Source organism: Microbacterium sp. HJ5 (genome assembly GCF_054824025.1).
The window spans coordinates 1-25,225 of the sequence record NZ_JSYE01000010.1 but is presented as its reverse complement, the minus strand read 5'-3'; the positions used below and the strand labels follow the sequence as shown (position 1 = coordinate 25,225).

Genomic DNA, 25,225 nt, shown 5'->3' with positions numbered 1-25,225 from the left:
GGGTATCCGTCCCTCGCCGGCTCACCGGCCGGCCAGCTCCAGCAGGCGAGCCCGCCCCGGCGCGATGTTCTCCTTCAGTCGTGCCTTGGCCGCGACGACGGCGGGGTCGTCCGCACGCTCGGCGGGCACCCGTGCGGGATTGAGCGTCGTCTCGTTGGCCCACGCGCGCAGGTCGGACTCGTTCGTCATCGCGAGCGACGCATCGCCGCCGATGACCTGCATGGTCGCCCAGTCCGCCGTCGTGTCGGAGTACGGCGACGGGCGGCACATGCGATTCTTCTCCGCATCGTCCGCGCGGGTCGCCTCGACATGACCGGCGAGCGCAGCGCCGAAGCAGGGGAATCCGACGCGCACCGGCTGCGGGGTGATCGCCTCCCGCGACCAGATCGGCCGGAGCCCCGGGTACTTGAGGCCCTCGGCGGCGCAGTGCACGACCAGAGCCCCTTCCGGCACCCGTACGTCACCGTCGGCGAACCGGAGGCGCCCGGGAGCGACCGAGCGCAGGTGTCCACGGCGGATCACGTGGTCCACGGTGCGCACCAGGTCGAGCTCCCACATGGCGAGCGTGGGCGTCTTGGCCATCGTGGGCGTCACCGCGGGGTCGATGCGCAGCATGATGCCGGCGTCCTCGAGGCGCAGGAACACGTCGTCCGGATCAGAACCGGCGGCGGCCGCCGCCATGGTGTCGGCGGCCATGCCGAGGAAGATCGCCGGGTCGGGCTGCACCACGGCGCGGTTGAGCAGCCACGGATCACGCGGGCGGACCCACGTGATGGCATCCGGCAGGACGCCCTGGAGGAGCAGCCAGACGCAGGTGTCGGTGGCCGTCTTGCCCGCTCCGACGATGACGACGTGCCCGGGCGCCCATGCCAGGCGAACGAGTTCGTTCACCGCGACGACACGCGCACCGTCCTCGACCTGGAAGGGCGGAGGAGTGAGCGCGGGGATGTCGGGCGACAGGTACCGGGCGTCCACGACGCGCGCGCGGGGTGCGTGGAGGCGCCCGCCGCTCAGCAGCGACACGACCCGCCGGTCGCCGAGGTACTCGCTCAGTCCGTGGAAGACCACGCGGTCGGTGGCGACCAGTCGCCGGAGCACATGGTCGTAATACGCGCACACCGCCGCAGCGCCGGCCCGCTCGTGCAGGCCCCGCTCGGGGCCGTCGGTCTGCAGCCGACCGTCACCGAGGAGCGTCGATGCCACGCCGTAGAACGCGGAGGCCTGATGCAGCCGGACGAACCCGTACGCATCGAGCCAGTGTCCGCCCGCGGCGTCGCGGCGATCGACGATCGCGACCGATGCGTCCGCGTCGGTCGCGATGAGCGCGTCGACGAACGCCATCCCCATCGCCCCGGCTCCGACGACGAGATAGTCGACATCGAGGATCGACTCCATGCGCCCATGAGAGCAGTCGCCGCAGGCCCCGTCAATGCGCCGGCGCCGTCAGTCCGCACGATCCAGCGCGTCGAGCTGGTCCAGCGCCTCGTGCGCGCGCGCGAGGCGTGCGTCGATGCCGAGGTCCCACCACGGTTCGCCGCGCTCGCCGAGGCCGTGCTTGGCGAGGTTCACCCGGTGCCGGGCGTGGGCGACGGCATCCGGATCCTCGTTCTTCTTGCCGACGCGCACCGCGGACCGTCCGCGACCGAGATGCGACGTCAGCGCCTCGACGATGTCATCGGGCAGGCGCGGATCGGTGCGCCGCCAGCGACGGCCGTGCACGACGAGCCAGCGGTCGTCGTCGGTCTCGTCCACGGACAGCACGGTACTCCGCGCACGCCGTCAAGACGCGAAGCGCGCGGCCAGCCGGACGAAGGTCGGCAGTCCCGGATCGATCGTCCCTCCGCGGTGCACGGTGAGGGCGACGCAGCGCATGGCTCGAGAGTAGGGCGAGGGTCGGACAGGATGCCCCATCGAGCGCCCCGCATCGCCTACTCGACGAGCTTGCCGACGACCGAGATCTCCTCGCGCATGAGCTCCGCGATCTCGTCGGGGATCGCGGGGATCGGCTCGCGCACCACGCCCGTGCGCGGAGACCACACGAGGTTCACCTGGAGGCCGGGGTCGGTGTCCGGGTAGTCGCTGCGGTTGTGGCATCCGCGGGTCTCGCGACGCTCGAGCGCGGCCTCGAGGGTCGCGCGGGCGGCCAGCGCCGCCGACTTGAGGTCGAACGCGTGCGCGAGGTCGTGGAATCCGGCGATGTCGGGGTGCACGCCGATGTCCGCCATACGGGTCTCGATCGCATCGAGCTCGGCGAGGCCGGCGAGCAGCCCTTCCTCCGAACGGACTACTCCGGCATGCTCGGTCATGGTGTCGCGGATCGCCCGCTGCAGCGCGCGGACGTTCTCCTGGCCGTCGGACGCGAGGAGTGCGTCGAGCTCACCGCGCGCGGTGGCCACGGCGTCCGCCGAGCGCACCTGAGCCGGCAGCGACCTCGCGTAGGAAGCAGCCGCCCGGCCGACGATCCGCCCGAACACGAGCAGCTCGATCAGCGAGTTGCCGCCGAGACGGTTCGCGCCGTGCAGGCCCGACGAGGCCTCGCCGATCGCATAGAGGCCGGGCACGTCCGTGCCGTGGTCGGACGAGCGCACCCACACGCCGCCCATCGAGTAGTGCGCGGTCGGCGCGATCTCGATCGGCTCCTTGGTGATGTCGAGCATCTGCAGCTCGAGCATCGTCTGGTACACGCGGGGGAGGCGCGTCATGATCGTCTCTCGCGGCAGGTGCGACACGTCCAGCCAAACCCCGCCGTTCGGCGTGCCGCGACCCTCCTTGATCTCGGTGTAGCAGGCGAGCGCCACCCGGTCGCGGGTGGACAGCTCGAGGCGCTCGGGGTCGTAGCGGTGCATGAACCGCTCGCCGAGGCCGTTGCGCAGGATGCCTCCCTCGCCGCGCGCCGCCTCGGAGACGAGGGTTCCCGCAGCGCTCTCCGGCTCGATGATGCCGCTCGGGTGGAACTGCACGAGCTCGGGGTCGCGCAGCCGGCCGCCGGCCTCGACGGCGAGCCGGAACGAGTCGCCGGTGTTCTCGTCGCGCCGCGACGACGTGCGGCGCCAGATGCGGTTGTGGCCGCCCGCGGCGAGGATGACGGCATCCGCGTGGATCAGGTATCGGGTGCCGTCCTCGAGGTCGAAGCCGTACGCGCCGAACACACCGCCGTCGTCGTTCACGAGGATCCTCGTGACGTAGACGGTGTCGAGGATGGGCACGTCGAGCTGGGTGGCCCGGTTGATGAGCGTGCGCTGGATCTCGAGCCCGGTGTAATCGCCGGCGAACGCGGTCCGGCGGAAGGTGTGCGCGCCGAAGAAGCGCTGCGAGATGCGTCCGTCGTGCTCGCGGGCGAACGGCATGCCGTACCGCTCGAGGTCCTCGATGCCGCGGGCCGCGCCCTGCGTGACGATCTGCACGGTCTCGGGGTTCGCGAGCAGATAGCTCTCCTTGAGCGTGTCGGCGGCGTGCTGCTGCCAGGTGTCGTCCTCGTCCATGGTGCCGAGCGCGGCGTTGATGCCGCCGGCCGCGAGGGAGGTGTGCGCGTCCGTCTTGGGACGCTTGCCGAGCGCGAGCACGTCGACGCCCGCTTCGGCGAGTTCGATGGCGGCACGGAGGCCCGAACCGCCCGTTCCGATCACGAGGACGGTCGTGGAGAGCTGGCGCTCTGAAGTGGTCATGGTTCCACGGTAGGCACGGCACCTCGATAACTCCAATGAGCATTTCGAGTGCCGACGATAGTCTTTTGCTATGAATCTCGACCAGCTCCGCTCGTTCGTCGCGGTGGCCAGGCTCGGAAACTTCACGCGCGCCGCGTCCGAGCTCCATCTCGCCCAGCCATCGCTGAGCCGTCAGATCGCGCTGCTCGAGCATGACCTCGGAGCGGAGCTCTTCAACCGTGCGCGCGGCGGCAGCACGCTCACGACAGCCGGGCAGTCGCTCCTTCCGCTGGCGCGTCGCATGCTGGCGGATGCCGACACGGTGCGCCGCGAGATCGATGAGCTCGCCGGGCTCCGCCGCGGCCGGGTGCGGCTCGGCACCACTCCGACGCTCTGCGTGAGCCTCGTCGCCGAGGTGTTGAGCGCCTTCCACGCGGCGCACCCCGCGGTCGAGCTCCACATCTCGGAGCACGGCTCGCGCCGGCTGCTCGACGAGCTGGCGGCCGGCGAGCTCGACCTCGCGCTGGTGACGACGTCCGACACGGCGTCGGCCGAGCGGTTCACCGTCGCACCGCTGCTCGTCGAGGAGCTCGTCGTCATCTCGTCGAGCGCTTCGCCGGCCGTCGCGCCGGGCGACAGCATCCGACTCGCCGACCTCGCCGACCTGCCGCAGGTCGTGTTCGCATCCTCGTACGACCTGAGACGGACGACGGATGCCGCGTTCCGGTCGGCCGGACTGACGCCCCACGTCGTCGTCGAGGGCGCCGAGATGGACGCCGTGATCCGCTTCGTCGAGCGCGGGATCGGCGTCGCGGTCGTGCCGGCGATGGTCCTCGTCCAGCGGCCCGCCCTGCGCGCACTCCGCCTGGTCGAGCCGACCCTCACGCGCTCGATCAGCATCGCCCGCGTGGCAGGCATGTCGCCGACAGCCGCGGTCGAGGTGATGGAGGCGACGATCGGGCGCACGGCAGCCGAACTCGCCGCCGCCCAGTCCGCGACGATGCGGGTCGCAGCGATCTGACCGGATGTGTCACAGATCGGCGAGCTGTCCTGTCTGGGCTCGTGACGCCCGCACCCGCGCGGGTGCCAGAGAGGATGCGTCGCGGGCGGTGTCGCAGGCGGCGGCTACGGTGCTGGCATGCCGATCGACATGCCGCTGGACGACTGGTTGCTCGACTCCGACCCCGCCCTGCGCTGGCAGGTGGAGCGCGATGTGACCGGCGCCCCGCCGGCGCAATGGCAGGCGACGAGGGCTCGAGTCACGTCCGAGGGCTTCGGTGCGGCGCTGCTCGCGCGGCAGGACGCCGACGGGCAGTGGGCGGGCGGCTCGTTCTTCCCCGCCGGCTTCTTCGACGGCGACGAGCCGGATCAGCCCGGGCAGCCGTGGGTCGCCACGACGTGGGCGCTGCGAGACCTCCGCGAATGGGGAGCGGATGCCTCGGCCCTCGGCGACACGGCCGCGAGGCTCGATGCGAACAGCCGGTGGGACTACGACGACCTGCCGTACTGGGGCGGCGAGATCGATGTCTGCATCAACTCCTATACGCTCGCGACCGGCGCCTGGCTCGGCGCCGACGTCTCAGCGCTCGCCGCATGGTTCCCGGCGCACCAGCTGGCCGACGGCGGGTGGAACTGCGAAGCCGAGGAGGGCGACTCGACGCGGTCGTCCTTCCACTCGACGCTCAACGCCCTCCGCGGGATGCTGCAGTACGAGCAGCTCACCGGCGACACGAGCCTGCGCGCCGCGCGTCACCGCGGAGAGCAGTACCTGCTCGATCGGCGCCTGCTCTTCCGTGCGTCGACGGGTGAGAAGGTGGGCGAGTTCGTCGAGCGCTTCGTCTACCCCAACCGCCACCGCTACAGCGCGCTGTTCGCGCTCGACTACTTCCGCGCGGCCGCGCTGCACGACGGCGCCGCACCCGATCCCCGCCTCGCCGACGCGATCGAGCTCGTGCGCTCGGCCCGGCAGCCCGACGGCACGTGGCTGCAGACCACCCCCCTCGCGGGACGCACGTGGTTCGACGTCGACGTCCCGGAGGGCCAGCCGTCGAAGTGGCTCACGGTCATGGGTGTGAGGGTGCTCGAGTGGTGGGATGTCGCGAGGGGGTAGCGACGGGGGTGCTGTGCTGACCCGGTCTCCGGGTGTATCGTTCGGCTGTCCGTGCCAGCGGCGACGGGGAGTCCGGGTGGCCGGGATCACACCTGGGAGTGCGCCATGGTCATCAAGCTGCCGTCGTCCGGAGCGATGCCCGAGGGTCAGGAGGCCGGCTGCGACACGTCGGGTCTCATCCTCGTGCACCGGATCTTCCGCTGGCTCTACCGCGAGCTTCCCATGCTCATCCGCGAGGTCTCTCCCGGTGACACCAAACGCTCGGCGATCGTGGGCAGGTACGCGCATCTGGACTTCTTCGCGCTGCACATGCACCACGAGACCGAGGACACGGCGCTGTGGGACCGGCTCACCACGCGCGATCCCGGATGTGCGTGGCACGTCGACCAGATGAAGGCGCAGCACGCCGAGGTGGCGCGCCAGCTCGCGGTCATCGAACCGCAGCTGCCGGGATGGGTCGCCACCGCCGATCCCGCGCGGGGCGACGCCCTCGCGCGGGACATCGAGACGCTCCGAGACACGCTCTCGGCGCACCTCGGGCACGAAGAGGACGCGATCATGCCGGTCGCCGGTGCGGTGCTCTCCCAGCAGGAATGGGACTGGATGGAGGAGCACACGCGTGCGACCCTGTCCGCCCACCGCAAGGAGCTCGGCAAGGACATCATGGCGTTGCAGGCGGGGCTGCTGATCGCGAGCGTTCCCGAGGACGAGCGGCAGGAGTGGATGCGGGCGAACATCCCCGCGCCGATCCGCGTCCTGTACGCGCTGCTGCTCAAGCGCCGGTACGACAAGGCGATGCGCGATCTGTACCCCGACCGTCCGGTCCCCGCGATGGTGTGACGACGATGTGGAAGCGCGTCGTGCTCGACACCCGGCTGCCGCACCCGGTGGAGCGGGTCTTCCCGTATCTCGCCGATCCTGGGCGATGGCCGGAGTTCGCGCCCGCGGTCGCGTTCCGGCAGCGGATCGGAGAGGGCACGGCCGAGGTGGGCAGCCGCTGGTGGGCTGTCGACCGGATCGGTCCGTTCCGCGTGAGGTTCGCCGACGTGCTCGAGTCGATCGAGCCGGAGCGGCGGGTCGTGTGGCATTCGACCTCGCCCTGGAACTCGCGGGTCGAGTACCTGTGCATCGCCGAGGGTCGCGGCACGCGCGTGCGGGCGGACTACGGCGGGGACATCGCGGGTTGGCTGGCGCTGACGGCCCTCATCCCCGGGTTCGCTTGGAGGTGGATCCTCCTGCGCGACTTCCGTGGTCTCACCCGGCTGCTCGACGCGGAGGATCGGGTGTCAGCGGTCGGCCGCTCCTCTTCAGTGCTCGACCAACCGCGGGCGGCGAGATCGGCGTAAGGGTGCACCCCGAGCGCGCCCCGGGGAATGCGCCGCCGCCGCGCCCGGCTGTACTCTCGTGCGGCCGCACATCCCCGCGGCCGGAGCAACACGAAGGAGCACCACCGTGCGCGCACTCATCCACTCGACCTTCGGCGATCCGGCCGAGGTCCTCGAGGTCGCGGAGCGGCCGCTGCCGGAGCCCGGCCCCGGACAGGTGCGCGTGCGCACGGTGCTCGCCCCGATCCACAACCACGACCTCTGGACGATCCGCGGCACGTACGGCTACAAGCCGGAGCTCCCCGCAGCCTCGGGAACCGAGGCCGTGGGTGTCGTCGACGCGCTGGGCGAGGGCGTGGACGCCCTCTCGGTCGGCCGGCGCGTCGCGACGGGCGGCACATTCGGCGTGTGGAGCGAGTACTTCGTCGCGAAGGCGGCGTCGCTGATCCCCGTGCCCGACGCGATGAGCGATGAGACCGCCGCGCAGCTGATCTCCATGCCGTTCAGCGCGCTCAGCCTGCTCGACTTCCTCGACGTGCAGCCTGGCGACTGGATCGTGCAGAACACCGCGAACGGGGCGGTCGGCAGGCTCCTCGCGCAGTTCGCCGCCGCTCGCGGAGTGCGAGTGCTGGGGCTGGTGCGCCGAGACGGCGGGGTCGACGATCTCGCCGCCCTGGGCATCGACGACGTGGTCTCGACCGAGGCGGAGGACTGGCGCGAGCGCGCCATGCGGATCCTCGGCGAGAACGCCCCGCGTGCGGCGGTGGACTCGGTGGGCGGCTCCGCCGCCGGCGACCTGCTGTCACTGCTCGGCGAGGGCGGCACCCTGGTGTCTTTCGGCTCGATGCAGTCCGGCACGCTGCAGCTGTCGGCCGGTGACCTGATCTTCAAGCAGGCGACGGTGAAGGGCTTCTGGGGCAGCACCGTCAGCAGGACGATGGATGCCGCGACCCGCGGCGCGCTCTTCGCCGAGCTCGTCCAGCGGATCGGCTCCGGCGAGGTGTCGCTGCCCGTCGAGGCGGTCTTCCCGTTCGAGCAGGCGCGTGACGCGGTGACCGCCAGTGGGGCAGCCGGCCGCGCCGGCAAGGTCCTCCTGGAGTTCTAGCCCGGGCGCGGGGTCAGCTCGCCGCCCCCGTCCGCAGGGCCTCCGCCCGTGCGTACGCCCGTTCGAGCGAGGCGCCCACGATCTGCGACTCGCCGATGACATTCTCGCGGCCGAGGTGCTCGAGCCTGCCGGTGCTCGCGAGCAGGTCGGCGAAGCGATCCGGCACGCCCGAGAGGACGAGCGCGACCCCCTGGGCGCGCAGATCGGCGGCGATCTTGTCGAGGGCCTTCAAGAATGTCGCAGACGGCACCATGGGCGAGCCGCGCATCGACAGGACCATCGCGGCGTCGGTGACGCCGGCCGTCGCCGGCCAGTCGTCGACCATCCTGTTCACCTCGGCGAAGATGCTGCCGCCGGTGTAGTGCAGCACGGTGGTCTGGTGCGACGGCAGCTGCTGGGGCGGGTCGCCGAGACGCCACCCGTCGCCTTCGCGCACGAGCTGCAGCATCCGTCCGGTCCTCGCCAGCGCGACGGCGCTCAGGATGATGGACAGCCCCGCGCCGAGGAAGATCGCCTGCTGCAGCGGCAGCTCGGTGGTCGCGGCGAACGTCGCCAGCATCGCCACGGCCGACACCGCCGACGTGCGGAAGACGAGGCTGATGTCGGGCCAGCGTCCGACCACGAGCTCGCCGCCGATGACGATCATGAGGCCGCCGATCACGGCCATCGGGATGTACCCCGCGAGAGGCCCCACCAGCAGCACGATGAGCGCGAGCCACAGGCCCGCGAAGATTCCCGCCCAGCGGGTGCGTGCGCCCGCGCTCGTGGCGACACCGGTGCGCGACATCGAGCCGCCCGTGGGCAGCGCCGAGAAGAAGCCCCCGGCGATGTTCGCCAGTCCCTGCGCGGTGAAGTCCTTCGAGGCATCCGGTCGAAATCCATCCGGGTTCGCGACGGCCGCGCTGATGCCCGCCGCCTGGGCGAGGGCGACGAGTGCCACCGCGACCGCCCCGGTTGCGAGCGCCGGGACGTCGGCGATGTCGGGAAGGCTGAAGGGCGGCAGCGAGCGGGGGATCGCTGCGATGTCGGACACGAGCGTGACGTTCAGTCCGAGCAGGGCCACCGGGACGCTCACCACGATGAGCGCGGTCAGCGTCGACATCGCCTTGAGCGGCTTGATGAATCGCACGAGCACCCACACGAGCACCGTCACCGACGACACCAGCACGGTCTCGGGCTGCCACTGCCCGATGTTCGCGAAGGCCTGCACGATCTTGCCGACCGTGTTGTGGCTCGTGGGGGAGTAGCCCGTCGCGTCGTCGATGACCCCCGCCACGATCTGCACCGCGATACCGGTCGAGAACCCGGTCATCACGGCTGTCGACACGTACGACATCACCGAGCCGAGCTTGAGCAGGCCGAGCGTCAGCATCACGACGCCGGTGAGGACCGTGAGCGTCGCGATCGCGCCGAGGTCGCCGGGATCCAGCCCCGCGCCGGCCAGGACGCTGTGCGAGGTGAGGGCGATCGCGCTCGTGAGCGTCGTCACCATGAGGACGGTGCGCGCGAAGAACGACCCGATGATGGTCGGCACGACGCCTGACCACAGGCCGAGCGGCGCCGAGAAGTTCCCGATGCTCGCGTACGCCATGCCCTCGGGGATCGAGAACAGCCCGGTGGCGAATCCCGACACGACGTCGCGGCCCGTCGGCCTGCCGATGCCCGCACCCTTGCCCTGACGCGCACCCGCGGCCGCGCCCGTGACCGTGCCCTTCGCGCTCGCATCCGGCTGCGGCTCCTCGGCGGCCGCGGTCTGCTCTCTGCTCATGTCCACCCACCCTGACGCCGCGGGCGGATCGGGGCCCGCGGCCCGCTCAGTCTGGGGAGCGGCATCCGTCCTCGCATCACTCTCGACGGGTGACCTCGGCACGACGACGCGACGGGCGGGCGGATGCCGCGATCCTCACCCGCGAGGAATGATGCGCCCCTCGAGAGCCGCCGATAGCGTCAGCCCGACGTGCCGCGGGTCCTCGGGGAACCTGCACGCGCCGCTCGCGCGAGGCACCGATTGGAGAAGTGATGATGACCGACGAAGCCCGCACATCCGTCGTGGGGGAGCCTCTCCCGCCGACCCGCAGCCTGCCGTTCCCGCCGAAGCCGTCCGGCAGCTACGCGGGTCGCACGCTCGACGAGTCCACGTACTCGCCGCTCCCGCCGCAGCGGCACCTCGGCCAGGATGCCCCCAACGTGCTCGTCGTGCTCATCGACGACGCCGGCCCCGCACTGCCGGCGCCGCTGGGCGGCAAGGTCGACACCCCGACGCTCGATCGCATCCGTCAGGGCGGGATCGGGTACAACCGCTTCCACACGACCGCGATGTGCTCGCCGACCCGGGCGTCGCTGCTGACCGGACGCAACCACCACCGCGTGGGCGCGGGGCAGATCGCCGAGCTCGCGAACGACTGGGACGGCTACTCCGGCCACATCCCCAAGAGCAGCGCCACGATGGCCGAGGTGCTCCGTCAGTACGGCTACTCGACCGCGGCGTGGGGCAAGTGGCACAACACCCCCGCCGAGGAGACGACGAAAGCCGGTCCATACGACAACTGGCCGACGGGCAACGGGTTCGAGTACTTCTACGGCTTCCTCGCCGGCGAGGCGTCGCAGTACGAGCCGAACCTGGTGCGCAACACGACGAGCGTGCTGCCTCCGAAGTCGCCCGAAGAGGGCTACCACCTCAGCGAGGACATCGCCGACGACGCCATCGCGTGGCTGCGCGACCACAAGGCCCTCGCCCCCGACCAGCCCTTCTTCATGTACTGGGCGACCGGTGCCATCCACGGACCGCACCACATCATGAAGGAGTGGGCCGACAAGTACGCCGGGGTCTTCGACGACGGCTGGGACGCCTATCGCGAGGACGCGCACGCGGGCGCGAAGGCCGCGGGATGGATCCCCGAGGACGCCGTGCTCACCCCTCGCCCCGAATCGCTGCAGGGGTGGGACGAGATCCCCGACCATCAGAAGCCGTTCCAGGCGCGTCTCATGGAGGTGTGCGCGGGGTTCGGCGAGCACGCCGACGTGCAGGCGGGCCGGATCGTCGATGAGCTGGACCGTCTCGGCTACGCCGACAACACGATCATCGTCTACATCTGGGGCGACAACGGCTCATCCGGCGAGGGCCAGAACGGCACGATCAGCGAGCTCCTCGCGCAGAACATGATCCCGACCACCATCGATCAGCACATCGCGGTCCTCGAGGAGCTCGGCGGCCTGGACGCGCTGGGAACGCCGGCCACCGACAACCAGTACCACGCAGCATGGGCGTGGGCGGGCTCGTCGCCGTATCAGGGCATGAAGCTGATGGCCTCGCACCTCGGCGGCACGCGCAACCCCATGTTCATCCAGTGGCCGGGCCGCATCGCGCATGATCCTGAGCCCCGAACGCAGTTCCATCACGTGATCGACCTCGCTCCGACCATCTACGAGATCCTCGGCATCTCGCACCCCGACACCGTCAACGGCATCCCGCAGGATCCCATCGACGGCACGAGCTTCGCGTACTCGATCGACGACAAGACGGCCGAGGGCCGGCATCGCGTGCAGTACTTCGAGATCATGGCGAGCCGCTCGATCTACGAGGACGGCTGGCTGGCGTCGACGACGGGCCCGAGGCTCCCGTGGATTCCGGGCGTCCCCGCCGGCATCCAGACGTGGACGCCCGACAAGGACGTGTGGGAGCTGTACAACCTCGACGAGGACTGGAGCCAGGCGAACGACGTCGCCGACCGGCATCCCGAGCGACTCGCCGCGATGAAGGAGCTCTTCGCCATCGAGGCGGCGAAGAACAAGGTCCTCCCCATCGGCGGCGGCCTCTGGGTGGTGCCGTTCCACCCCGAGCTGCGGATCTCACCGCCCTACACGGAGTGGGAGTTCTCGGGCGACACGTCCCGCGTACCGGAGTTCTGCGCGCCCTCGCTCGGGAACAAGCCGAACGTCGTCACGATCGACGCGAAGGTCGGCGACGCGGCGAACGGCGTTCTCTACAAGCTCGGAGGCGCGGGCGGCGGCCTCACCGCGTTCGTCGTCGACGGCGTGCTCACGTACGAGTACAACCTGTTCCTCGTGCAGCGCACGACGGTCGCGGCATCTGAGCCCTTGACGGCCGGCGATCACCGCATCGAGATCGAGACCTCCTACGTCGAACCGCGGCCCGGCGGGCCGCTGAACGTCGTGCTGCGGGTGGACGGCACGGAGGTCGCGTCGGGCACCGTGCCGGTCAGCGCCCCGCTGCTCTTCTCGGCGAACGACTGCCTCGACGTCGGCCGCGCGTACGGAGGCGCAGTGTCGCGGGCATACGTCGATCGCATGCCGTTCGCATTCGACGGCGTGATCGACCGGATGCACGTCGCCTACACGACCGCCTGAGCGGGCGGGTGGTGACGAGACGCCTCGATCGGCTCGTCACCACCCGCCCGTGAGGGTTCCCATCGGGCGAGCGGATGCCGCGCCCCGCGGCTCCGGCACGCGGACACGTGCGTCCGTAGCGATCGTTCCTCGAACATGCAACCCCTGTGGCAGCCCGCGTGCCGTCGATTAGACAGGGGGCATGCAGGTGCTTATCTATGCGGGGAGCCGATTTCTCACGAGCGACGCGATCGCCGTCGCCCTCCTCCAGTACAGCGCCGCGCTCGCGGAGGGGCGTGAAGCGGCCACTGTCGAGATCCCGGTCCTCGAAGAGAACGGGCACGAGTCGACCGCGGTGTTCCTCGTCGGTCCCGCCAGCCAGATCGTCTCGAAGGACTTCGACACCGCCCTCCCTGAGCCCGACCACCCCGACGTCGTCGAGAAGCTTGAAGCCCTCACGCGCAGCATGCACCCCACCGCCTCGACGGATCGCAACCCGCCCGCGCAGGACGTCGACTGGAACTGGGAGAGCTGACCGCGGTCGTTCCCTGCGCCTACGGGTGGATCTGGTTCCCGTCGGCGTCCCACAGCTCACCGCCGGCGACCTCCGGCGCGTCGTCCGGGATCGGCACGATGGCCAGCGGCACCCCCGGGGTCAGCAGAAGGTGCGCCCACCGCGGCGCACCTTCGCCGTCGTTGACGGTGAGCCAGTAGAGGCCGCTGCTGACGCCATCCTCGATCTCGCCCAGGAGCGAATCCAGCTCGCGGCCGCCGACGCTGTAGTGCTCGCCGCCGTAGATGATGTCAATCCGCTTCATCGTGGTTCTCCTTCGCGGGAGTCTCCGCGGGCTCCGGCACGAGGTACAGCCCGGCCGGGGAGTTCGCCGTGTAGACGAGGGCGTCGATCCACGCCATGTTCAGCCGCGGCGTGCGGCTTCCGTAGTACTTGTAGACGAGCGAGCAGCGCGGGTGGATCCACACCGTCGTCCGGCCGTCGCCGATGCTGGTGTCGTCCTTCCAGGTGAAGTGGAACGGCTCGCCGCGCCGGAGCTTCGTGCCGATCACGAGCTGCAGGTGCGCCAGCGTCCGATCGTCGAAGTCCACCTTGATCGTGCCGTCGTAGATGAACTTGCCCATGCTGGCCTCCCTGGCGGCCGCGATCGCACAGGGCGGTCAAGGGGGGCGCGGCCACCGCCTTCATGCTCGCGGTCGGCGGGCGAGGGGCCAACGCCCTTGACACCCCTGTTCCGCGCCGCTACCGGACGCGAGGTGCCGTCGAAGCGTCGTCAGCGGAACGACAGCGGCGCGCGGTGGGGGATCGGGACAGGCTTGGAATCGGTGCTGACGGACGCTGACAGCCTGCGCACGCCCGCGACCAGCACCGCCGCGAGCGAGGCGTAGACGTCGACGCGCGAGCCGCCCCGCACCCAGACCGCCTCGTAGGCGCCCGAGGGCAGCCGCTCGACGTACGCCACCAGCTCGCCGTCTCCGCCGGCGACGCCCGCCTCGGCGTGGTCGCACAGGCGCCACGCGCGGTCGCCGAGCGGGACGAGCTCGAGATGGTGCACGGGCGCGGCGTCGAGGTTCATCACGGTCTCCTCACCGTCTGCTCATCGCCTCGTCTTCGAGGCGGAGTCGTCGCATCATGCAACCGCCGCTGCCACACGGCGAGGGGCTTGACATCGCCCGCGCAGGTGCCTACCACCCCGCGAATCCGGAACGGCCGGGATTGACACCGCGCGGGCGCGACCGCTACCGAGGAGGCATGCCAGACGTCGACACCCTTCCCGCCGCGCGAGCCGTCGAGCGCCTCCGACTCGCCGAGGCGCGGCTCGCGCGGCGCCGCCAGACGGCGTGCGGTCCGAGCGAGACCGCGCGGGCGGCCATGCGCTACATCCTCGAGCGAGCGGATGCCGGTGACCCCGCCACTCCCACGGACATCGCCGCCCATCTCGGGCTCGCCACGGCGTCGGTGACGGGCATCCTCCATCGCCTGCGCGGGGGCGGACTCATCTCGTTCGTGCGCAATCCGGATGACGGCCGGAGCAAGCGCGTCGTCCCTGTCGACCGCGCCACCGACGTGGAGGACGTCGATCCCCTGACTGCGAGGATCCGCCAGTTCGCAGGCGGGCTCACCGAGCGCGAGGCCGAGCACGTCGCCCGATTCCTCGACGCCGTCAGCGACGCGGTCGACCGCGAATGCACGTGACGTCCGGACCGCTGGTCAGGCCGAGGGCTGCTCTCGCGCCGGCGCGACGGCGGCCGCCTGCGGCTCGTTCACGACGCTGAGTCCGTGCGGGCCGTTCGCCGCGAGCATGAGCTCCTCGATCCAGTCGCGGTTGAGCGCCGGCGCGCGAGAGCCGTAGAAGTGGAACACGATCGGCACGGCGGGATGGACCCACAGGCTGCGCGACCCGTGCTGCTCGGAGTGGTGGAAGAGGAAGGGCTCCGAGCGCCGCAGCTTGTTCATGAAGACGATCCGCAGATGCGCGAGCGCGCGGTCGTCGATGTCGAGCGACTGGCCGTCGCTGCCGTAGATGAGTCGTCCCACGGATGCACACCGTAGAGGGCGGGTGCGGCCGGTGCGAAGTCCGGTTAGGCAGCCTAACCATCTGCTCGACCGGCGCTCTGGAACCGGTTTCGCTGTCGGCCGGAGCTGCGGGTATAACGGGGGACATGACCGCGTCCGACGAGATCGAGTTCCGCGACATCCGACCGGACGACGCCGGTGAGACCCTCACGCTCCAGCGCGCGGCCTTCGTGCAGGAGGCGCTCATCTACGACAGCGTGCAGATGCCGCCACTCACGCAGACGCTCGACGAGCTGCGGGCGGAGCTCGTCGAGAACCTCGGGTGCGTCGCCGTGGATCGTGGGCGGCTGATCGGCGCGGTGCGCGCTCAGGCGTCCGAGGGGCTGCTGCTGATCGGGCGCCTCGTCATCGCGCCGGATCGCCAGGGCGAGGGCATCGGATCGCGACTGCTCGAGGCCGTCGAGCGCCGAGGTCGGGAGAGCGGATGCCGCGAGGCCGAGCTCTTCACCGGATCGCTGAGCGAGGCCAACCTGAGGCTGTACGAGCGAACCGGCTACCGCGAGACGGACCGGGTCGAGGGCGACGACGGCATCGAGCAGGTCTTCCTGCGCAAGACGCTCGGCTGACGCCGGCCCGGCCCGTCTCGGCGCTGGGCCCGGCCCGCGCCCTGTCGTTCTGTCGGCGCTCGATGCCAGGATGGGGGCATGCCCGAGTCGCCCGAGGTGCAGGCGCTCGCCGAGTTCCTCGACGAGCGCGTGACGGGGCGATCGGTGCGCGAGGTCGACGTGCTCGAGTTCCGCACCGTGAAGACCCGTCAGACGCCGCCGTCCTCCCTCGTCGGACGCACCTTCCGCGGTGCCCGCCGGCACGGCAAGCACGTCGCACTGGCCGTCGACGACGACGCGCAGCTGGTCGTGTCGCTCGGTCGCCACGGCTGGGTCCGGTGGCGTGACGCGGGCGACGCGGCCGACGACCTGCAGGCCGACGCACCGCCTGCGCTCGCCGAGATCGGTCTCGACGGGGGCGGGGCGTTCGCCGTGACGGATGCCGGCACCTGGGTCTCGCTCGGACTCTTCGTCGTCGACGACGCGCTGGCCGTGCCGGCCATCGGCAAGCTCGGCCCCGATCCCGCCGACCCCGCGTACTCGTCGAGCGACTTCGAGGTCGCCCTCGGCGGGCGGCGCAAGCAGGTGAAGGCGATCCTCCAGGAGCAGGAGTCGATCGCGGGCATCGGCAACGCCTACTCCGACGAGATCCTCCACCTGGCGAAGGTCTCACCCGTCGTGCACGCAGCCGCCCTCGACGACGGCGCACGCGAGCGCCTCTATGCCGCCACCCGCGACACCGTCCGCGGCGCGATCGCCGCGCGGCGTGGCATCCCGATCGACCGTCTCAAGGCCGCGAAGGTCGACGCGATGCGCGTCCACGGACGCGCGGGCGAGGCCTGCCCCGTGTGCGGAGACACCGTGCGCGACTTCTCGTTCGCCAGCACGACGGCGCAGTACTGCCCCACGTGCCAGACGGGCGGCGTGCTCCTGTGACCTGCGCGAGCCGCGGCCCGGTCGGGGCCGCCCTCCGCTGCGCGCGGGTAGCATGGCCGTCATGACTTCTTCGCAGCTTCCCACCCCGACCCTTCAGCCCGTCGGCGACGAGAAGAACCTCCTCACCGTCGTCGAGTCCGCGGGTTCGTGCTGCGGTGGCGGCGCGTGCAGCACCGACTGACGCGTTTTCTCGACCTCGCCAGACGCTGACCCCGCGATGACCGACGATCAGCTGCACGTGACCCCGCGCCTCGCGCGGGTGCTCATGACCGAAGAGGCCATCTACGGCCTCATCCTCGTCTCGGGCATGATCGTCGTGAGCGCCGGCGGCACATCGCTCGGCGCGTTCCTGACCGTCGCGATCACGGTCCTCGTCTTCTACGCCGCGCACGTCTATGCCGGCACGCTCGGCCGCTTGGCGGTCAGCGAGGGCGAGCGCGGACTGCGCTCCAGCCTCGCATCGGCCGCGCGCCAGTCCTCCGGCATGCTCATCGCCGCGGTCGCCCCGCTGATCGTGCTGCTCCTCGGCACCACGCGGGTGCTCGATGACGACACCTCGCTGTGGGCGGCTCTCATCGTGAACACCCTGGTCCTCGCCGGGCTCGGCTGGATGGCGGTCGCGCGCTGGAGCACGCACTGGTGGGCGCGGATCGTCAGCGCCGTGCTGACCGCCGCGTTCGGTGGCGTGCTGATCCTGCTGAAGGCCGTCATCCACCACTGACCGGCCGCCCCCGGGTCTACCGGGTCGACGAGAGCAGGGCGTCCGTGAGGTCCGGGCTCAGATCGGGCACGTCGTCGACCGGCACGGCCAGCGCCTGGAGCACACGGCTGAAGAAGTTGCGCGCGCCCGCAGCGAGAGCGATGTCGACGATCTGGCGGTCGCTGAACCCCGCCTCCCGCAGGCGTTCGGCGTCGGCATCCGTCATCTGCTCCGGATCGCGCGACAGCCTCTCGGCGAAGGACATCACCGCGAGATCCGCCTCCGCGAGTCCCGCCTCTCCACCGTCGCGGGCGATGCGCGCCAGCTGGTCCTCGTCCAAGAGTCCGGCACGCAGCGTCTTGCGGCCGTGCATGAGCAGGCAGTGAGGTGATCCGATCGCCCGCGCCGCCGCGAGGGTCGCCAGCTCGTACACGCGCAGCCCGATGGACGGGACCACCGCCCGGATCAGCGACTCGAACGCCTGATGCGCTTCGGGGTTGATCGCCATCGCCCGTGTGTGCGACAGCACGAAGCCGACGTCGGCGACATCACCCGCATACATCTCGGCGGCGTGGCCGGTGGCGGACTCGGGGTCGGGCGGCTGGACGATCATGGCGGGCTCCTGCGGGTCGACGATGGACACCCCCACAATGCACGATGCCCCACCCCCGGTCGAGGGGGAGGGGCACCGTCCTGATACCGGTTCAGTGCGCGGCGGGTGCGCCCATCGGCTGATCGGCCGGCTTGCGGATGAGGAATGCGCCCACCAGCAGCGGCAGCGACAGGAATGCGGCCGTGAGGAACGCGGCGTGCGTGCCGGCCGCGCCCGCCGTGATCGCGTCGGCACCCGTCTCGGACGCCGCCGAGTTCGCCGCGGCCATCACGCCGAACATGAGGGCGATGCCCGCGGCACCGGCCACCTGCTGCGCCGTGCCCACGACGGCGGAGCCGTACGAGTAGAAGCGCGGCTCGAGCGAGCCCAGCGACGCCGTGAACAGGGGAGTGAACGACAGCGCGAGCCCCAGCGAGAGCACCGTCTGCACGACGGCCACGAGCCACACCGGGGTGGCGACGCCGAAGGTGGTGTAGACCCACAGCATCGCGGTCGTGATCACCGCGCCCGGGACGAGCAGCACCGTCGTGCCCCAGCGGTCGTAGATGCGGCCGATGAACGGGCCGGCCAGGCCCATCGCCAGCGCACCCGGGAGCACGACCAGGCCGGTCGTGAGCGGATCGACCTCGAGGACGTCCTGCAGGTACAGCGGGACCACCGTGATCGCGCCGAAGAACGCCATCGACATGATGACCATCTGGCCCATCGACAGCGAGAAGTTCGCACTGCGGAAGACGCGGAGGTCGAGCAGCGCGTCGTCGTTGCGCTGCAGGAGCACCTGACGCCAGCCGAACAGGGCGAGCGCGACGACGCCGATGGCCAGCGACACGATCAGCGTCGTCGTCGACGTGGCCGTCGCGGCCGCGGCATCCGCTCCGCCGCCGTGCCCGCCCGCGCCCAGCTGGCTGAGGCCGAACACGAGCCCGCCGAAGCCGAGCGCCGACAGGATGACCGACACGACGTCGATCGGGGCGTGCGTCGTCTCGCCGAGGTTGTGGATCCACTTCGCGCCGACGACGAGCGCGACGACGGCGATCGGGAGGACGATGCCGAAGATCCAGCGCCATTCGAAGTTGTTCAGGATCGCGCCGGCGAGCGTCGGCCCGATCGCGGGGGCGAGCGACATGACGATGCTGACCCGGCCCATCATGCGACCGCGGATCGCCGGCGGCACCACCGTCATGAGCGTCGTCATGAGCAGGGGCATCATGATCGCCGTGCCCGACGCCTGCACCACGCGGGCGACGAGGAGCACCGGGAAGCCGGGCGCGAGGAACGCGATCAGCGTGCCCGTCGAGAACAGCCCCATGGCGGCCACGAACATGGCGCGCGTGGTGAAGCGGCGCAGCAGGAAGCCGGTGATCGGGATGACGACCGCCATCGTGAGCATGAACGCGGTCGTCAGCCACTGCGCCGAGAGGGCGGTGATGCCCAGATCGGTGATGAGGTGGGGGATGGCGACCCCCATCGTCGTCTCGTTCAGGATCGCGACGAAGGCGGCGGCGAGGAGGAGCCAGATGACGCGGCTCTCTTCGGGCCCGAGCTTGGGCACGGCGGGGGCGGCGACCCGGATGCCGTCGGTGGCGGGGTGCATGTCGGTGGCGGCCATGGGATGTCTCCTCATGTGGTCTTCAGGCGATGGTCGGCCTGCGCGGAGGGCAGGAGTCGGCCATGCGGAGATGGCGAGGGATGGCCGCGCGAAAACGGCAAGCCATCAGGATAACGGCGGGGTCGGACACGACATTCCCGCAGGTGCCGGATTCGACCGGCTTCTCGTCAGGTGCGGGGTGCTCCCGCGAGAACGGCGCTCAGTTCTCGAGCGTCTCCTCCGACGCAGGACGATCCCACTTCTCGGAGCCGATCGCGTCGGTCGAGTGCGGCGTGGGCTCGTTCTGCTCCACGAGCGGGGGGAGCGGGTTGAGCAGCTCCTCCTCGGGGATGGCCTTGAGAGCGTCGATCTCCTCGCGCAGAGCCGCCAGGTCGGAGCCGTCGTGCTGGGGGTTATCAGGAGTCGAGACCATGGGGCAAGCCTAGTGGGAGCGGGGGACCCCGTCAGTAGGCTGACGCACATGAGCATGCGGGGCGGCGGTGGCGGCGGCCACCCCGGCTTCCGCGGCGTCGACATCGAGTCGCAGAAGAAGCTGAACGCCGCCGCGCCGAAGATCCCGAACCTCGGCAGGCGGGTCGTGGCGCTGTTCCGTCCTTACGCGTTCCCGCTCGTCGTGACGGGCGTGCTCGTCGTCGTGGGGGCGGGCATCGCGGTCATCCCGCCGCTCATCGTGCAGCGCATCTTCGACGACGCGCTCTTCCCCGTCGACGGGGCGCCCCCCGACATCCCGCTGCTGTGGCGGCTCGTCGCGCTCATGATCGCCCTGTTCCTGCTGTCCGCCGGCCTCGGCGTGCTGCAGACGTGGTTCACGTCCACGATCGGCAACAAGGTCACGGGCGACCTGCGCGTCCAGCTCTTCGACCACCTCCAGGCGATGGAGCTCGGGTTCTTCACGCGCACCAAGACCGGGGTCATCCAGTCGCGGCTGCAGAACGACGTCGGCGGCGTCTCGGGTGTCCTGACGAACACCTTCACCAGCATCCTGGGCAACGTCGTCACCGTCATCGCGTCGCTCGTCGCGATGATCATCATCGACTGGCGCCTCACCATCATCGCCGTCGTGCTCATGCCGATCCTGGTCGTCGTGCAGCGCCGTGTCGGTCAGGTCCGCGCGCGCATCGCCGGCGAGACGCAGGAGTCGCTCTCGGAGCTGACGGCCATCACGCAGGAGACGCTCAGCGTGTCCGGCATCCTGCTCTCGAAGTCGTTCAACCGCCAGCGCGCGGAGTCGGCGCGCTACGCCGACGAGAACCGCAACCAGGTGCGCCTCCAGGTGCGGCGGGCGATGAGCGGCCAGGGATTCTTCGCCGTCGTGCAGGTGCTCATGGCGAGCGTCCCGGCGGTCATCTACCTCGTGTCGGGGTACTTCATCACCGGCGGCGAGGTCGTGATCACCGCCGGCACCGTGGTGGCTTTCACCACCGTTCAGGCGCGCCTGCTCATGCCGCTCATGGGCCTGATGCGCGTCACCCTCGACCTGCAGACCTCGGCGGCCCTGTTCGCCCGCATCTTCGAGTACCTCGACCTCCAGCCCGCGATCCGCGACGCTCCCGATGCGATCGGGGTGGAGCGGGCCCCCGGGCCGCTCGGCCGCATCGAGTTCCGCGACGTCGTGTTCCGGTATCCGGACGCCGCAGCCGACGCCCGCCCGACCCTCCAGGGCGTCACCTTCACGGCCGAGCCGGGTCAGCATGTGGCCTTCGTCGGACCATCGGGCGCCGGGAAGACGACCGTGCTCTACCTCACGCCGCGCATGTACGAGGCATCCGGCGGCTCGGTCCTCTTCGCAGGCGCCGACGTCCGACGGCTCACGCAGGAGTCGATCATCGACCAGGTCGGCATCGTCTCGCAGGAGACCTACCTGTTCCACGCCACGATCCGTGAGAACCTCCGCTACGCGAAGCCCGAGGCGACGGACGCCGAGCTCGAGACTGCGTGCCGGGCCGCGAACATCCACCACATCATCGAGGGGTTCGAGCTCGGCTACGACACCGTCGTCGGGGAGCGCGGCTACCGGCTCTCCGGGGGTGAGAAGCAGCGCATCGCGATCGCCCGCGTGCTGCTCAAGGATCCGCCGGTGCTGCTGCTCGACGAGGCGACGTCGGCGCTGGACACGGTCTCGGAGCGCGTCGTGCAGGAAGCGCTGGATGCCGCAGCCCGGGGCCGCACGACCCTGTCGATCGCGCATCGCCTCTCGACCGTCATCGCCGCCGATGTCATCCACGTGATCGAGGCCGGCCGCATCGTCGAGTCCGGCACGCACGCCGAGCTCATCGAGCAGGGCGGCCTTTACGCCGAGCTCGCCGCGCAGCAGCTCGCCGCGTCCCGGATCCTCGAGGCGGAGGAGGCCGACCCGCCCGCCGACCACCCCGACCGCCGTGCCGACCGCCCGCCGGTCGAGGCGGCCGTGCGGGTCGCTCCCGCGCCGGTGCCCGCCGAGCCGTGGGTGCCGACTCCCGAGGTCCCCGGCACCTGAGGCGACCGGGCGGTTACCAGGCCTCGGCCTCGGCGACGACCGCGTGGGTCGCCGACGAGAGGACCGGGAGGCCGCCGGTGCGCGCCGTCAGCGCGCGCGTGAACGCGCCGAGCGCGCGCCGGTAGGCCTCATCGGGGTGGTGGCGGCCGATCTCGACGAGCGTCGGCAGGTCCATCGACAGGATCAGGCGGACGCGGGATGCCGCGGCGCGCGGCTGCCCCGCGGCCTCGAGCGCCTCGATCCCGCCGTCGAGCGCCTCGAGGTAATCGCGCAGCACGGGGAGCTCGGACTTCTGCTGCGTGATCGACGTGCCGTCGGCCCGCTCGCGCCATTCGACGACGACGTCGGGGAGGACGTCGAACGCCCGCGCGCTCGTGTACAGCTGCTGGGCCACGATCTGGTCCTCGTAGGCCTTGCCGAGGGGGAAGCGCAGCCCCGTGCGCCGCCACAGGTCCATGCGGCTGACCTTCGACCACGCGACGATGTTCCCGGATGCCTCCGGATGCTCTGCGAGCGTCGTCCCGCTGCGTGCGGGGTCGGTCGCGGCGGCCACCCAGGGCTGCACGTGACCGGCCGCGTAGCCTCCCGACCCGTCCGGTCGCAGGCGGACGTACGCGCCTGCGGCCAGATCGCTTCCGCTGCGCTCGAGTGCTCCGACGAGGAGTTCGAGCGCTCGCGGCGTGTAGCGGTCGTCGGCGTCGAGGAAGGCGACGTAGCGCGTCTCGACGAGGTCGAGGCCGGTGTTGCGCGCAGCGCTCAGCCCGCCCTGTGAGCGGTGGTGCACGACGCGGAAGCGGGGATCGCGCGCGGCTGCGGTGTCGAAGATCGCGCCGGTGCCGTCGCGCGAGGCGTCGTCGACGAGGACGGCGGTCCAGTCCGTGAGCGTCTGGGCGCGCAGCGAGCTCAGCGCTTCGGCGGCGTAGGCGGCCACGTCGAACCCGGGGACGATGACGGTCACGACGGGAGCGTGCGGCGGGGTCACCCGCCCGATTGTACGGCGGCGACGGATGCCCCGACCGCGTCGGCGACGGCATCCAGCGGCTGGCGCAGCCAGTGCGGGAACGTGAACCGCACCGCCGTCTGCGCCACCTCGGGCGGGACCCCCATCGCGACGAGCACGTGGGAGGGCTCGTCGCTGCCCGCCGCGCACGCCGACCCGCTGGACGACACGACGCCGCGACGCTCGAGCTCGAGCAGCACGGCCTCGCCGCTCGTGCCGGCGAAGGTGAAGCTCGCGGTCGCGGGCAGGCGGTGCACGGGGTGGCCGGTGAGCTCGGCCGAGGGCACGGTGGCCAGCACGCGCGCGACGAACCGATCGCGGATCGCGGTGAGGCGGGCGGATGCCTCGTCCCGCTCCGCCTCGGCGAGTTCGAGCGCGGTCGCGAGACCGACGGCTCCTGCGACGTCTTCGGTGCCGCTGCGGCGGCCGCGCTCCTGGCCGCCGCCGTGCAGGAGGGGCTCCACCGGCACGCGTCCGCGCACGCCCAGGACCCCGGTGCCCTTGGGGGCGCCGAGCTTGTGCCCGGCGAGGGAGATCGCATCGATGCCCAGGTCCGCCGCCGAGAGAGGCAGCCACCCGGCAGCCTGCACGGCGTCGACGTGCAGCGGCACGCCCCGTGCACGGGCCGCGGCGGCGATCGCGGCGACGTCCTGGATCGTGCCGACCTCGTTGTTGGCGTAGCCGATGCTCACCAGAGCGGTGTCGTCGCGGAGGGCGCCGGTGACGGCATCCGGATCCACTCTCGCGTCGCGATCCACCGGCACGCGCGTGGCCTCGAAGCCGTGGAGACGCTCGAGGTAGGCGACGGACTCGAGGATCGACTCGTGCTCGATGGGGGTCGTGACGACGTGCCGTCGGCTGCCGAGGTGCTGAGCGCCGAGCGCGATGCCCTTCACGGCGAGGTTGTTGGCCTCGGTGCCGCCCGAGGTGAAGACGATGTCGCCCGGCCGCATCCCCAGCACGCGCGCGACGCGGGCGCGCGCGTCCGCCAGGGCATCGGCTGCCGCCTCGCCGACCGTGTGATGGCTCGACGGGTTGCCGAACCACTGCGTGAGGTACGGCATCATCGCCTCGAGCACATCCGGACGCACCGGCGTGGTCGCCGCGTTGTCCAGGTAGAGCATGCTCATCGCGGATGCCTCACGCGCCGGACCGCGCGCCCGGCCCGTCGATCCGCACGTCGAGCCCGAGGTCGAGAGCGCGCGCCGAATGGGTGAGGGCTCCGACGGAGATGACGTCGACGCCGGTCTCGGCGATCGCGCGCACGGTGTCGAGCGAGACGCCGCCCGAGGCCTCGACGATCGCGCGCCCGCCGACCTGCGCGACCCCTGCGCGAAGGTCGTCGAGCGAGAAGTTGTCGAGCATGATCGTGCCGATTCCCGCGGCGAGCACCTGCTCGATCTGGTCGAGGCGGTCGACCTCGACCTCGACGTGGGTGGTGTGCGGGAGGCGGGCGATCGCGCCCTGCAGGGCCGCGGTCACCGAGAGTCCGTTCTGCGTGACGACGGCGAGGTGGTTGTCCTTGGCCATGACGGCGTCCGAGAGCGAGTGGCGGTGGTTGTGGCCGCCGCCGCTGACGACGGCGTGGCGCTCGAAGGCGCGCAGCAGGGGGGTGGTCTTGCGCGTGTCGGCGATGCGCGCGCCGGTGTGGGCGACCTCGGCGACGTAGCGCGCGGTGAGCGACGCGATGCCCGACATGCGCTGCACGAAGTTGAGGCCGATCCGCTCGGCCGTCAGCACACCGCGCGCCGGGCCGGTGACCGTGGCGAGCACCGCACCGGTGTCGAAGCGGTCGCCGTCGGCGACCCGGAGGTGCACGGCGATCTCCGCATCGACGAGTCGGAACGCCGCAGCGAAGACCTCGCCGCCGCTGAACACCCCGGGTTCGCGCGCCACGAGCTCGGCGACGGCGGTCGCCCCCGCGTCGATGAGGTACTCGCTCGTGATGTCGCCCCACGGGGCGTCCTCCTCGAGGGCGGCGCCGACGGTGCGGTCGATCGTGGCTCGGGTCAGCATGCGACGGCCTCCTGCGCGGCGGTGCGGGTCGTGCTCGGGTCGTCGCGGCGGAAGTGCGCGCCGACGGATTCGCGCCGAGCGCGAGCGGCGGCGACGAGCTGCTCGGCCACGACGAGGAGGTTCTCGTTCTCGTACTCGAACTCGGTGCGGGGAGCGCGAGCCTCGGCTCGCCAGCGCGCGATGACGGATGCCGCGTGCCCGAGGCCCTG

The 25,225-nt window shown here is 71.2% G+C and carries 26 protein-coding genes and 1 pseudogene; 12 read left to right on the top strand and 15 right to left on the bottom strand.

The window, feature by feature from the left end; translation table 11 throughout:
• Positions 1–21 precede the first annotated feature (21 nt).
• From OB08_RS04575 to OB08_RS04565, 3 genes are all read right to left on the bottom strand, one after another.
• The gene (locus tag OB08_RS04575) at positions 22–1,395 is read right to left on the bottom strand and encodes a pyridine nucleotide-disulfide oxidoreductase (RefSeq protein WP_461472579.1); all 1,374 of its coding nucleotides are present in this window, start codon (positions 1,393–1,395) and stop codon (positions 22–24) included.
• Positions 1,396–1,443: 48 nt separating this feature from the next.
• Positions 1,444–1,752, bottom strand: a complete 309-nt coding sequence (locus OB08_RS04570) for a biopolymer transporter Tol (protein WP_461472577.1) — start codon at positions 1,750–1,752, stop codon at positions 1,444–1,446.
• Positions 1,753–1,928: 176 nt separating this feature from the next.
• Positions 1,929–3,665, bottom strand: coding sequence for an L-aspartate oxidase (locus tag OB08_RS04565; RefSeq protein ID WP_461472575.1), 1,737 nt, complete (start codon positions 3,663–3,665; stop codon positions 1,929–1,931).
• A gap of 70 nt (positions 3,666–3,735) precedes the next feature.
• Between OB08_RS04565 and OB08_RS04560 the strand changes: the two genes are divergently transcribed.
• The 5 genes from OB08_RS04560 to OB08_RS04540 all read left to right on the top strand — a co-directional run bounded on the left by OB08_RS04560 (position 3,736) and on the right by OB08_RS04540 (position 8,184).
• Positions 3,736–4,665, top strand: a complete 930-nt coding sequence (locus OB08_RS04560; protein WP_461472573.1) for a LysR family transcriptional regulator — start codon at positions 3,736–3,738, stop codon at positions 4,663–4,665.
• 117 nt (positions 4,666–4,782) lie between these two features.
• Positions 4,783–5,754, top strand: a complete 972-nt coding sequence (locus OB08_RS04555; protein WP_461472571.1) for a squalene cyclase — start codon at positions 4,783–4,785, stop codon at positions 5,752–5,754.
• A 105-nt stretch (positions 5,755–5,859) separates the two neighbouring features.
• Entirely contained in the window at positions 5,860–6,594 is a 735-nt protein-coding gene (locus OB08_RS04550) for a hemerythrin domain-containing protein (RefSeq protein WP_461472569.1), read from the top strand.
• A 5-nt stretch (positions 6,595–6,599) separates the two neighbouring features.
• Complete coding sequence (locus tag OB08_RS04545; protein ID WP_461472567.1) at positions 6,600–7,100, top strand: SRPBCC family protein; 501 nt, start codon at positions 6,600–6,602, stop codon at positions 7,098–7,100.
• A 106-nt stretch (positions 7,101–7,206) separates the two neighbouring features.
• Positions 7,207–8,184 carry a zinc-binding dehydrogenase gene (locus OB08_RS04540; protein ID WP_461472565.1) on the top strand — a complete coding sequence of 326 codons (978 nt, stop codon included), beginning with the start codon at positions 7,207–7,209 and terminating at the stop codon, positions 8,182–8,184.
• 13 nt (positions 8,185–8,197) lie between these two features.
• On the opposite strand, the gene OB08_RS04535 is transcribed toward OB08_RS04540, so the two are convergent.
• Positions 8,198–9,952 carry a SulP family inorganic anion transporter gene (locus OB08_RS04535; RefSeq protein ID WP_461472563.1) on the bottom strand — a complete coding sequence of 585 codons (1,755 nt, stop codon included), beginning with the start codon at positions 9,950–9,952 and terminating at the stop codon, positions 8,198–8,200.
• Positions 9,953–10,206: 254 nt separating this feature from the next.
• On the opposite strand from OB08_RS04535, the gene OB08_RS04530 reads away from it, so the two are divergent.
• Complete coding sequence (locus OB08_RS04530; RefSeq protein ID WP_461472561.1) at positions 10,207–12,552, top strand: arylsulfatase; 2,346 nt, start codon at positions 10,207–10,209, stop codon at positions 12,550–12,552.
• 181 nt (positions 12,553–12,733) lie between these two features.
• Entirely contained in the window at positions 12,734–13,066 is a 333-nt protein-coding gene (locus OB08_RS04525; protein WP_461472559.1) for a hypothetical protein, read from the top strand.
• A 19-nt stretch (positions 13,067–13,085) separates the two neighbouring features.
• Here the strand turns inward: OB08_RS04525 and OB08_RS04520 are convergent, their stop codons facing one another.
• The 3 genes from OB08_RS04520 to OB08_RS04510 form a co-directional block, all read right to left on the bottom strand.
• On the bottom strand, positions 13,086–13,349 hold the full coding sequence (locus OB08_RS04520) for a hypothetical protein (RefSeq protein WP_461472557.1): 264 nt from the start codon (positions 13,347–13,349) through the stop codon (positions 13,086–13,088).
• Entirely contained in the window at positions 13,336–13,668 is a 333-nt protein-coding gene (locus OB08_RS04515) for a DUF7882 family protein (protein ID WP_461472555.1), read from the bottom strand. The genes OB08_RS04520 and OB08_RS04515 overlap by 14 nt, the downstream gene beginning before the upstream one ends.
• Positions 13,669–13,817: 149 nt before the next feature.
• Complete coding sequence (locus tag OB08_RS04510) at positions 13,818–14,120, bottom strand: hypothetical protein (RefSeq protein WP_461472553.1); 303 nt, start codon at positions 14,118–14,120, stop codon at positions 13,818–13,820.
• A 176-nt stretch (positions 14,121–14,296) separates the two neighbouring features.
• Here OB08_RS04510 and OB08_RS04505 point away from each other — a divergent pair, with 176 nt between their 5' ends.
• Complete coding sequence (locus OB08_RS04505; protein ID WP_461472551.1) at positions 14,297–14,740, top strand: MarR family winged helix-turn-helix transcriptional regulator; 444 nt, start codon at positions 14,297–14,299, stop codon at positions 14,738–14,740.
• A 15-nt stretch (positions 14,741–14,755) separates the two neighbouring features.
• Here the strand turns inward: OB08_RS04505 and OB08_RS04500 are convergent, their stop codons facing one another.
• Positions 14,756–15,082 carry a DUF7882 family protein gene (locus OB08_RS04500; RefSeq protein ID WP_461472550.1) on the bottom strand — a complete coding sequence of 109 codons (327 nt, stop codon included), beginning with the start codon at positions 15,080–15,082 and terminating at the stop codon, positions 14,756–14,758.
• A 125-nt stretch (positions 15,083–15,207) separates the two neighbouring features.
• Here OB08_RS04500 and OB08_RS04495 point away from each other — a divergent pair, with 125 nt between their 5' ends.
• From OB08_RS04495 to OB08_RS04485, 3 genes are all read left to right on the top strand, one after another.
• Positions 15,208–15,687, top strand: coding sequence for a GNAT family N-acetyltransferase (locus OB08_RS04495; RefSeq protein WP_461472548.1), 480 nt, complete (start codon positions 15,208–15,210; stop codon positions 15,685–15,687).
• 78 nt (positions 15,688–15,765) lie between these two features.
• The gene (locus tag OB08_RS04490; protein ID WP_461472546.1) at positions 15,766–16,602 is read left to right on the top strand and encodes a DNA-formamidopyrimidine glycosylase family protein; all 837 of its coding nucleotides are present in this window, start codon (positions 15,766–15,768) and stop codon (positions 16,600–16,602) included.
• A 217-nt stretch (positions 16,603–16,819) separates the two neighbouring features.
• A complete protein-coding gene (locus tag OB08_RS04485; protein WP_461472544.1) occupies positions 16,820–17,323 on the top strand; it encodes a hypothetical protein in 504 nt (167 codons plus the stop codon).
• 16 nt (positions 17,324–17,339) lie between these two features.
• Here the strand turns inward: OB08_RS04485 and OB08_RS04480 are convergent, their stop codons facing one another.
• From OB08_RS04480 to OB08_RS04470, 3 genes are all read right to left on the bottom strand, one after another.
• Positions 17,340–17,945 carry a carboxymuconolactone decarboxylase family protein gene (locus OB08_RS04480; RefSeq protein WP_461472542.1) on the bottom strand — a complete coding sequence of 202 codons (606 nt, stop codon included), beginning with the start codon at positions 17,943–17,945 and terminating at the stop codon, positions 17,340–17,342.
• A 61-nt stretch (positions 17,946–18,006) separates the two neighbouring features.
• Positions 18,007–19,524, bottom strand: coding sequence for an MDR family MFS transporter (locus OB08_RS04475; protein WP_461472540.1), 1,518 nt, complete (start codon positions 19,522–19,524; stop codon positions 18,007–18,009).
• A gap of 199 nt (positions 19,525–19,723) precedes the next feature.
• Positions 19,724–19,936, bottom strand: coding sequence for a hypothetical protein (locus tag OB08_RS04470; protein WP_461472538.1), 213 nt, complete (start codon positions 19,934–19,936; stop codon positions 19,724–19,726).
• 54 nt (positions 19,937–19,990) lie between these two features.
• On the opposite strand from OB08_RS04470, the gene OB08_RS04465 reads away from it, so the two are divergent.
• Entirely contained in the window at positions 19,991–22,000 is a 2,010-nt protein-coding gene (locus tag OB08_RS04465; RefSeq protein WP_461472625.1) for an ABC transporter ATP-binding protein, read from the top strand.
• Positions 22,001–22,013: 13 nt separating this feature from the next.
• Here the strand turns inward: OB08_RS04465 and OB08_RS04460 are convergent, their stop codons facing one another.
• From OB08_RS04460 to OB08_RS04445, 4 genes and pseudogenes are all read right to left on the bottom strand, one after another.
• Positions 22,014–22,982, bottom strand: a complete 969-nt coding sequence (locus tag OB08_RS04460; protein ID WP_461472536.1) for a glycosyltransferase family 2 protein — start codon at positions 22,980–22,982, stop codon at positions 22,014–22,016.
• Positions 22,979–24,124, bottom strand: a complete 1,146-nt coding sequence (locus OB08_RS04455; protein ID WP_461472623.1) for a cysteine desulfurase family protein — start codon at positions 24,122–24,124, stop codon at positions 22,979–22,981. Before OB08_RS04455 ends, OB08_RS04460 begins: the two co-directional genes overlap by 4 nt.
• 16 nt (positions 24,125–24,140) lie before the next feature.
• On the bottom strand, positions 24,141–25,016 hold the full coding sequence (gene nadC / locus OB08_RS04450; RefSeq protein WP_461472534.1) for a carboxylating nicotinate-nucleotide diphosphorylase: 876 nt from the start codon (positions 25,014–25,016) through the stop codon (positions 24,141–24,143).
• Positions 25,010–25,225, bottom strand: a pseudogene (locus OB08_RS04445) (L-aspartate oxidase); the annotation flags it as partial. The pseudogene OB08_RS04445 and the gene nadC, both read right to left, overlap by 7 nt.

Bases quoted from the DNA above. Each gene is read 5' to 3' on its own strand.
- OB08_RS04575 (WP_461472579.1), bottom strand. From the start codon at position 1,395: ATGGAGTCGATCCTCGATGTCGACTATCTCGTCGTCGGAGCCGGGGCG.
- OB08_RS04565 (WP_461472575.1), bottom strand. From the start codon at position 3,665: ATGACCACTTCAGAGCGCCAGCTCTCCACGACCGTCCTCGTGATCGGA.
- OB08_RS04560 (WP_461472573.1), top strand. From the start codon at position 3,736: ATGAATCTCGACCAGCTCCGCTCGTTCGTCGCGGTGGCCAGGCTCGGA.
- OB08_RS04555 (WP_461472571.1), top strand. From the start codon at position 4,783: ATGCCGATCGACATGCCGCTGGACGACTGGTTGCTCGACTCCGACCCC.
- OB08_RS04550 (WP_461472569.1), top strand. From the start codon at position 5,860: ATGGTCATCAAGCTGCCGTCGTCCGGAGCGATGCCCGAGGGTCAGGAG.
- OB08_RS04545 (WP_461472567.1), top strand. From the start codon at position 6,600: ATGTGGAAGCGCGTCGTGCTCGACACCCGGCTGCCGCACCCGGTGGAG.
- OB08_RS04535 (WP_461472563.1), bottom strand. From the start codon at position 9,952: ATGAGCAGAGAGCAGACCGCGGCCGCCGAGGAGCCGCAGCCGGATGCG.
- OB08_RS04530 (WP_461472561.1), top strand. From the start codon at position 10,207: ATGACCGACGAAGCCCGCACATCCGTCGTGGGGGAGCCTCTCCCGCCG.
- OB08_RS04525 (WP_461472559.1), top strand. From the start codon at position 12,734: ATGCAGGTGCTTATCTATGCGGGGAGCCGATTTCTCACGAGCGACGCG.
- OB08_RS04520 (WP_461472557.1), bottom strand. From the start codon at position 13,349: ATGAAGCGGATTGACATCATCTACGGCGGCGAGCACTACAGCGTCGGC.
- OB08_RS04515 (WP_461472555.1), bottom strand. From the start codon at position 13,668: ATGGGCAAGTTCATCTACGACGGCACGATCAAGGTGGACTTCGACGAT.
- OB08_RS04510 (WP_461472553.1), bottom strand. From the start codon at position 14,120: ATGAACCTCGACGCCGCGCCCGTGCACCATCTCGAGCTCGTCCCGCTC.
- OB08_RS04505 (WP_461472551.1), top strand. From the start codon at position 14,297: ATGCCAGACGTCGACACCCTTCCCGCCGCGCGAGCCGTCGAGCGCCTC.
- OB08_RS04495 (WP_461472548.1), top strand. From the start codon at position 15,208: ATGACCGCGTCCGACGAGATCGAGTTCCGCGACATCCGACCGGACGAC.
- OB08_RS04490 (WP_461472546.1), top strand. From the start codon at position 15,766: ATGCCCGAGTCGCCCGAGGTGCAGGCGCTCGCCGAGTTCCTCGACGAG.
- OB08_RS04485 (WP_461472544.1), top strand. From the start codon at position 16,820: ATGACCGACGATCAGCTGCACGTGACCCCGCGCCTCGCGCGGGTGCTC.
- OB08_RS04475 (WP_461472540.1), bottom strand. From the start codon at position 19,524: ATGGCCGCCACCGACATGCACCCCGCCACCGACGGCATCCGGGTCGCC.
- OB08_RS04470 (WP_461472538.1), bottom strand. From the start codon at position 19,936: ATGGTCTCGACTCCTGATAACCCCCAGCACGACGGCTCCGACCTGGCG.
- OB08_RS04465 (WP_461472625.1), top strand. From the start codon at position 19,991: ATGCGGGGCGGCGGTGGCGGCGGCCACCCCGGCTTCCGCGGCGTCGAC.
- OB08_RS04455 (WP_461472623.1), bottom strand. From the start codon at position 24,124: ATGCTCTACCTGGACAACGCGGCGACCACGCCGGTGCGTCCGGATGTG.
- nadC (WP_461472534.1), bottom strand. From the start codon at position 25,016: ATGCTGACCCGAGCCACGATCGACCGCACCGTCGGCGCCGCCCTCGAG.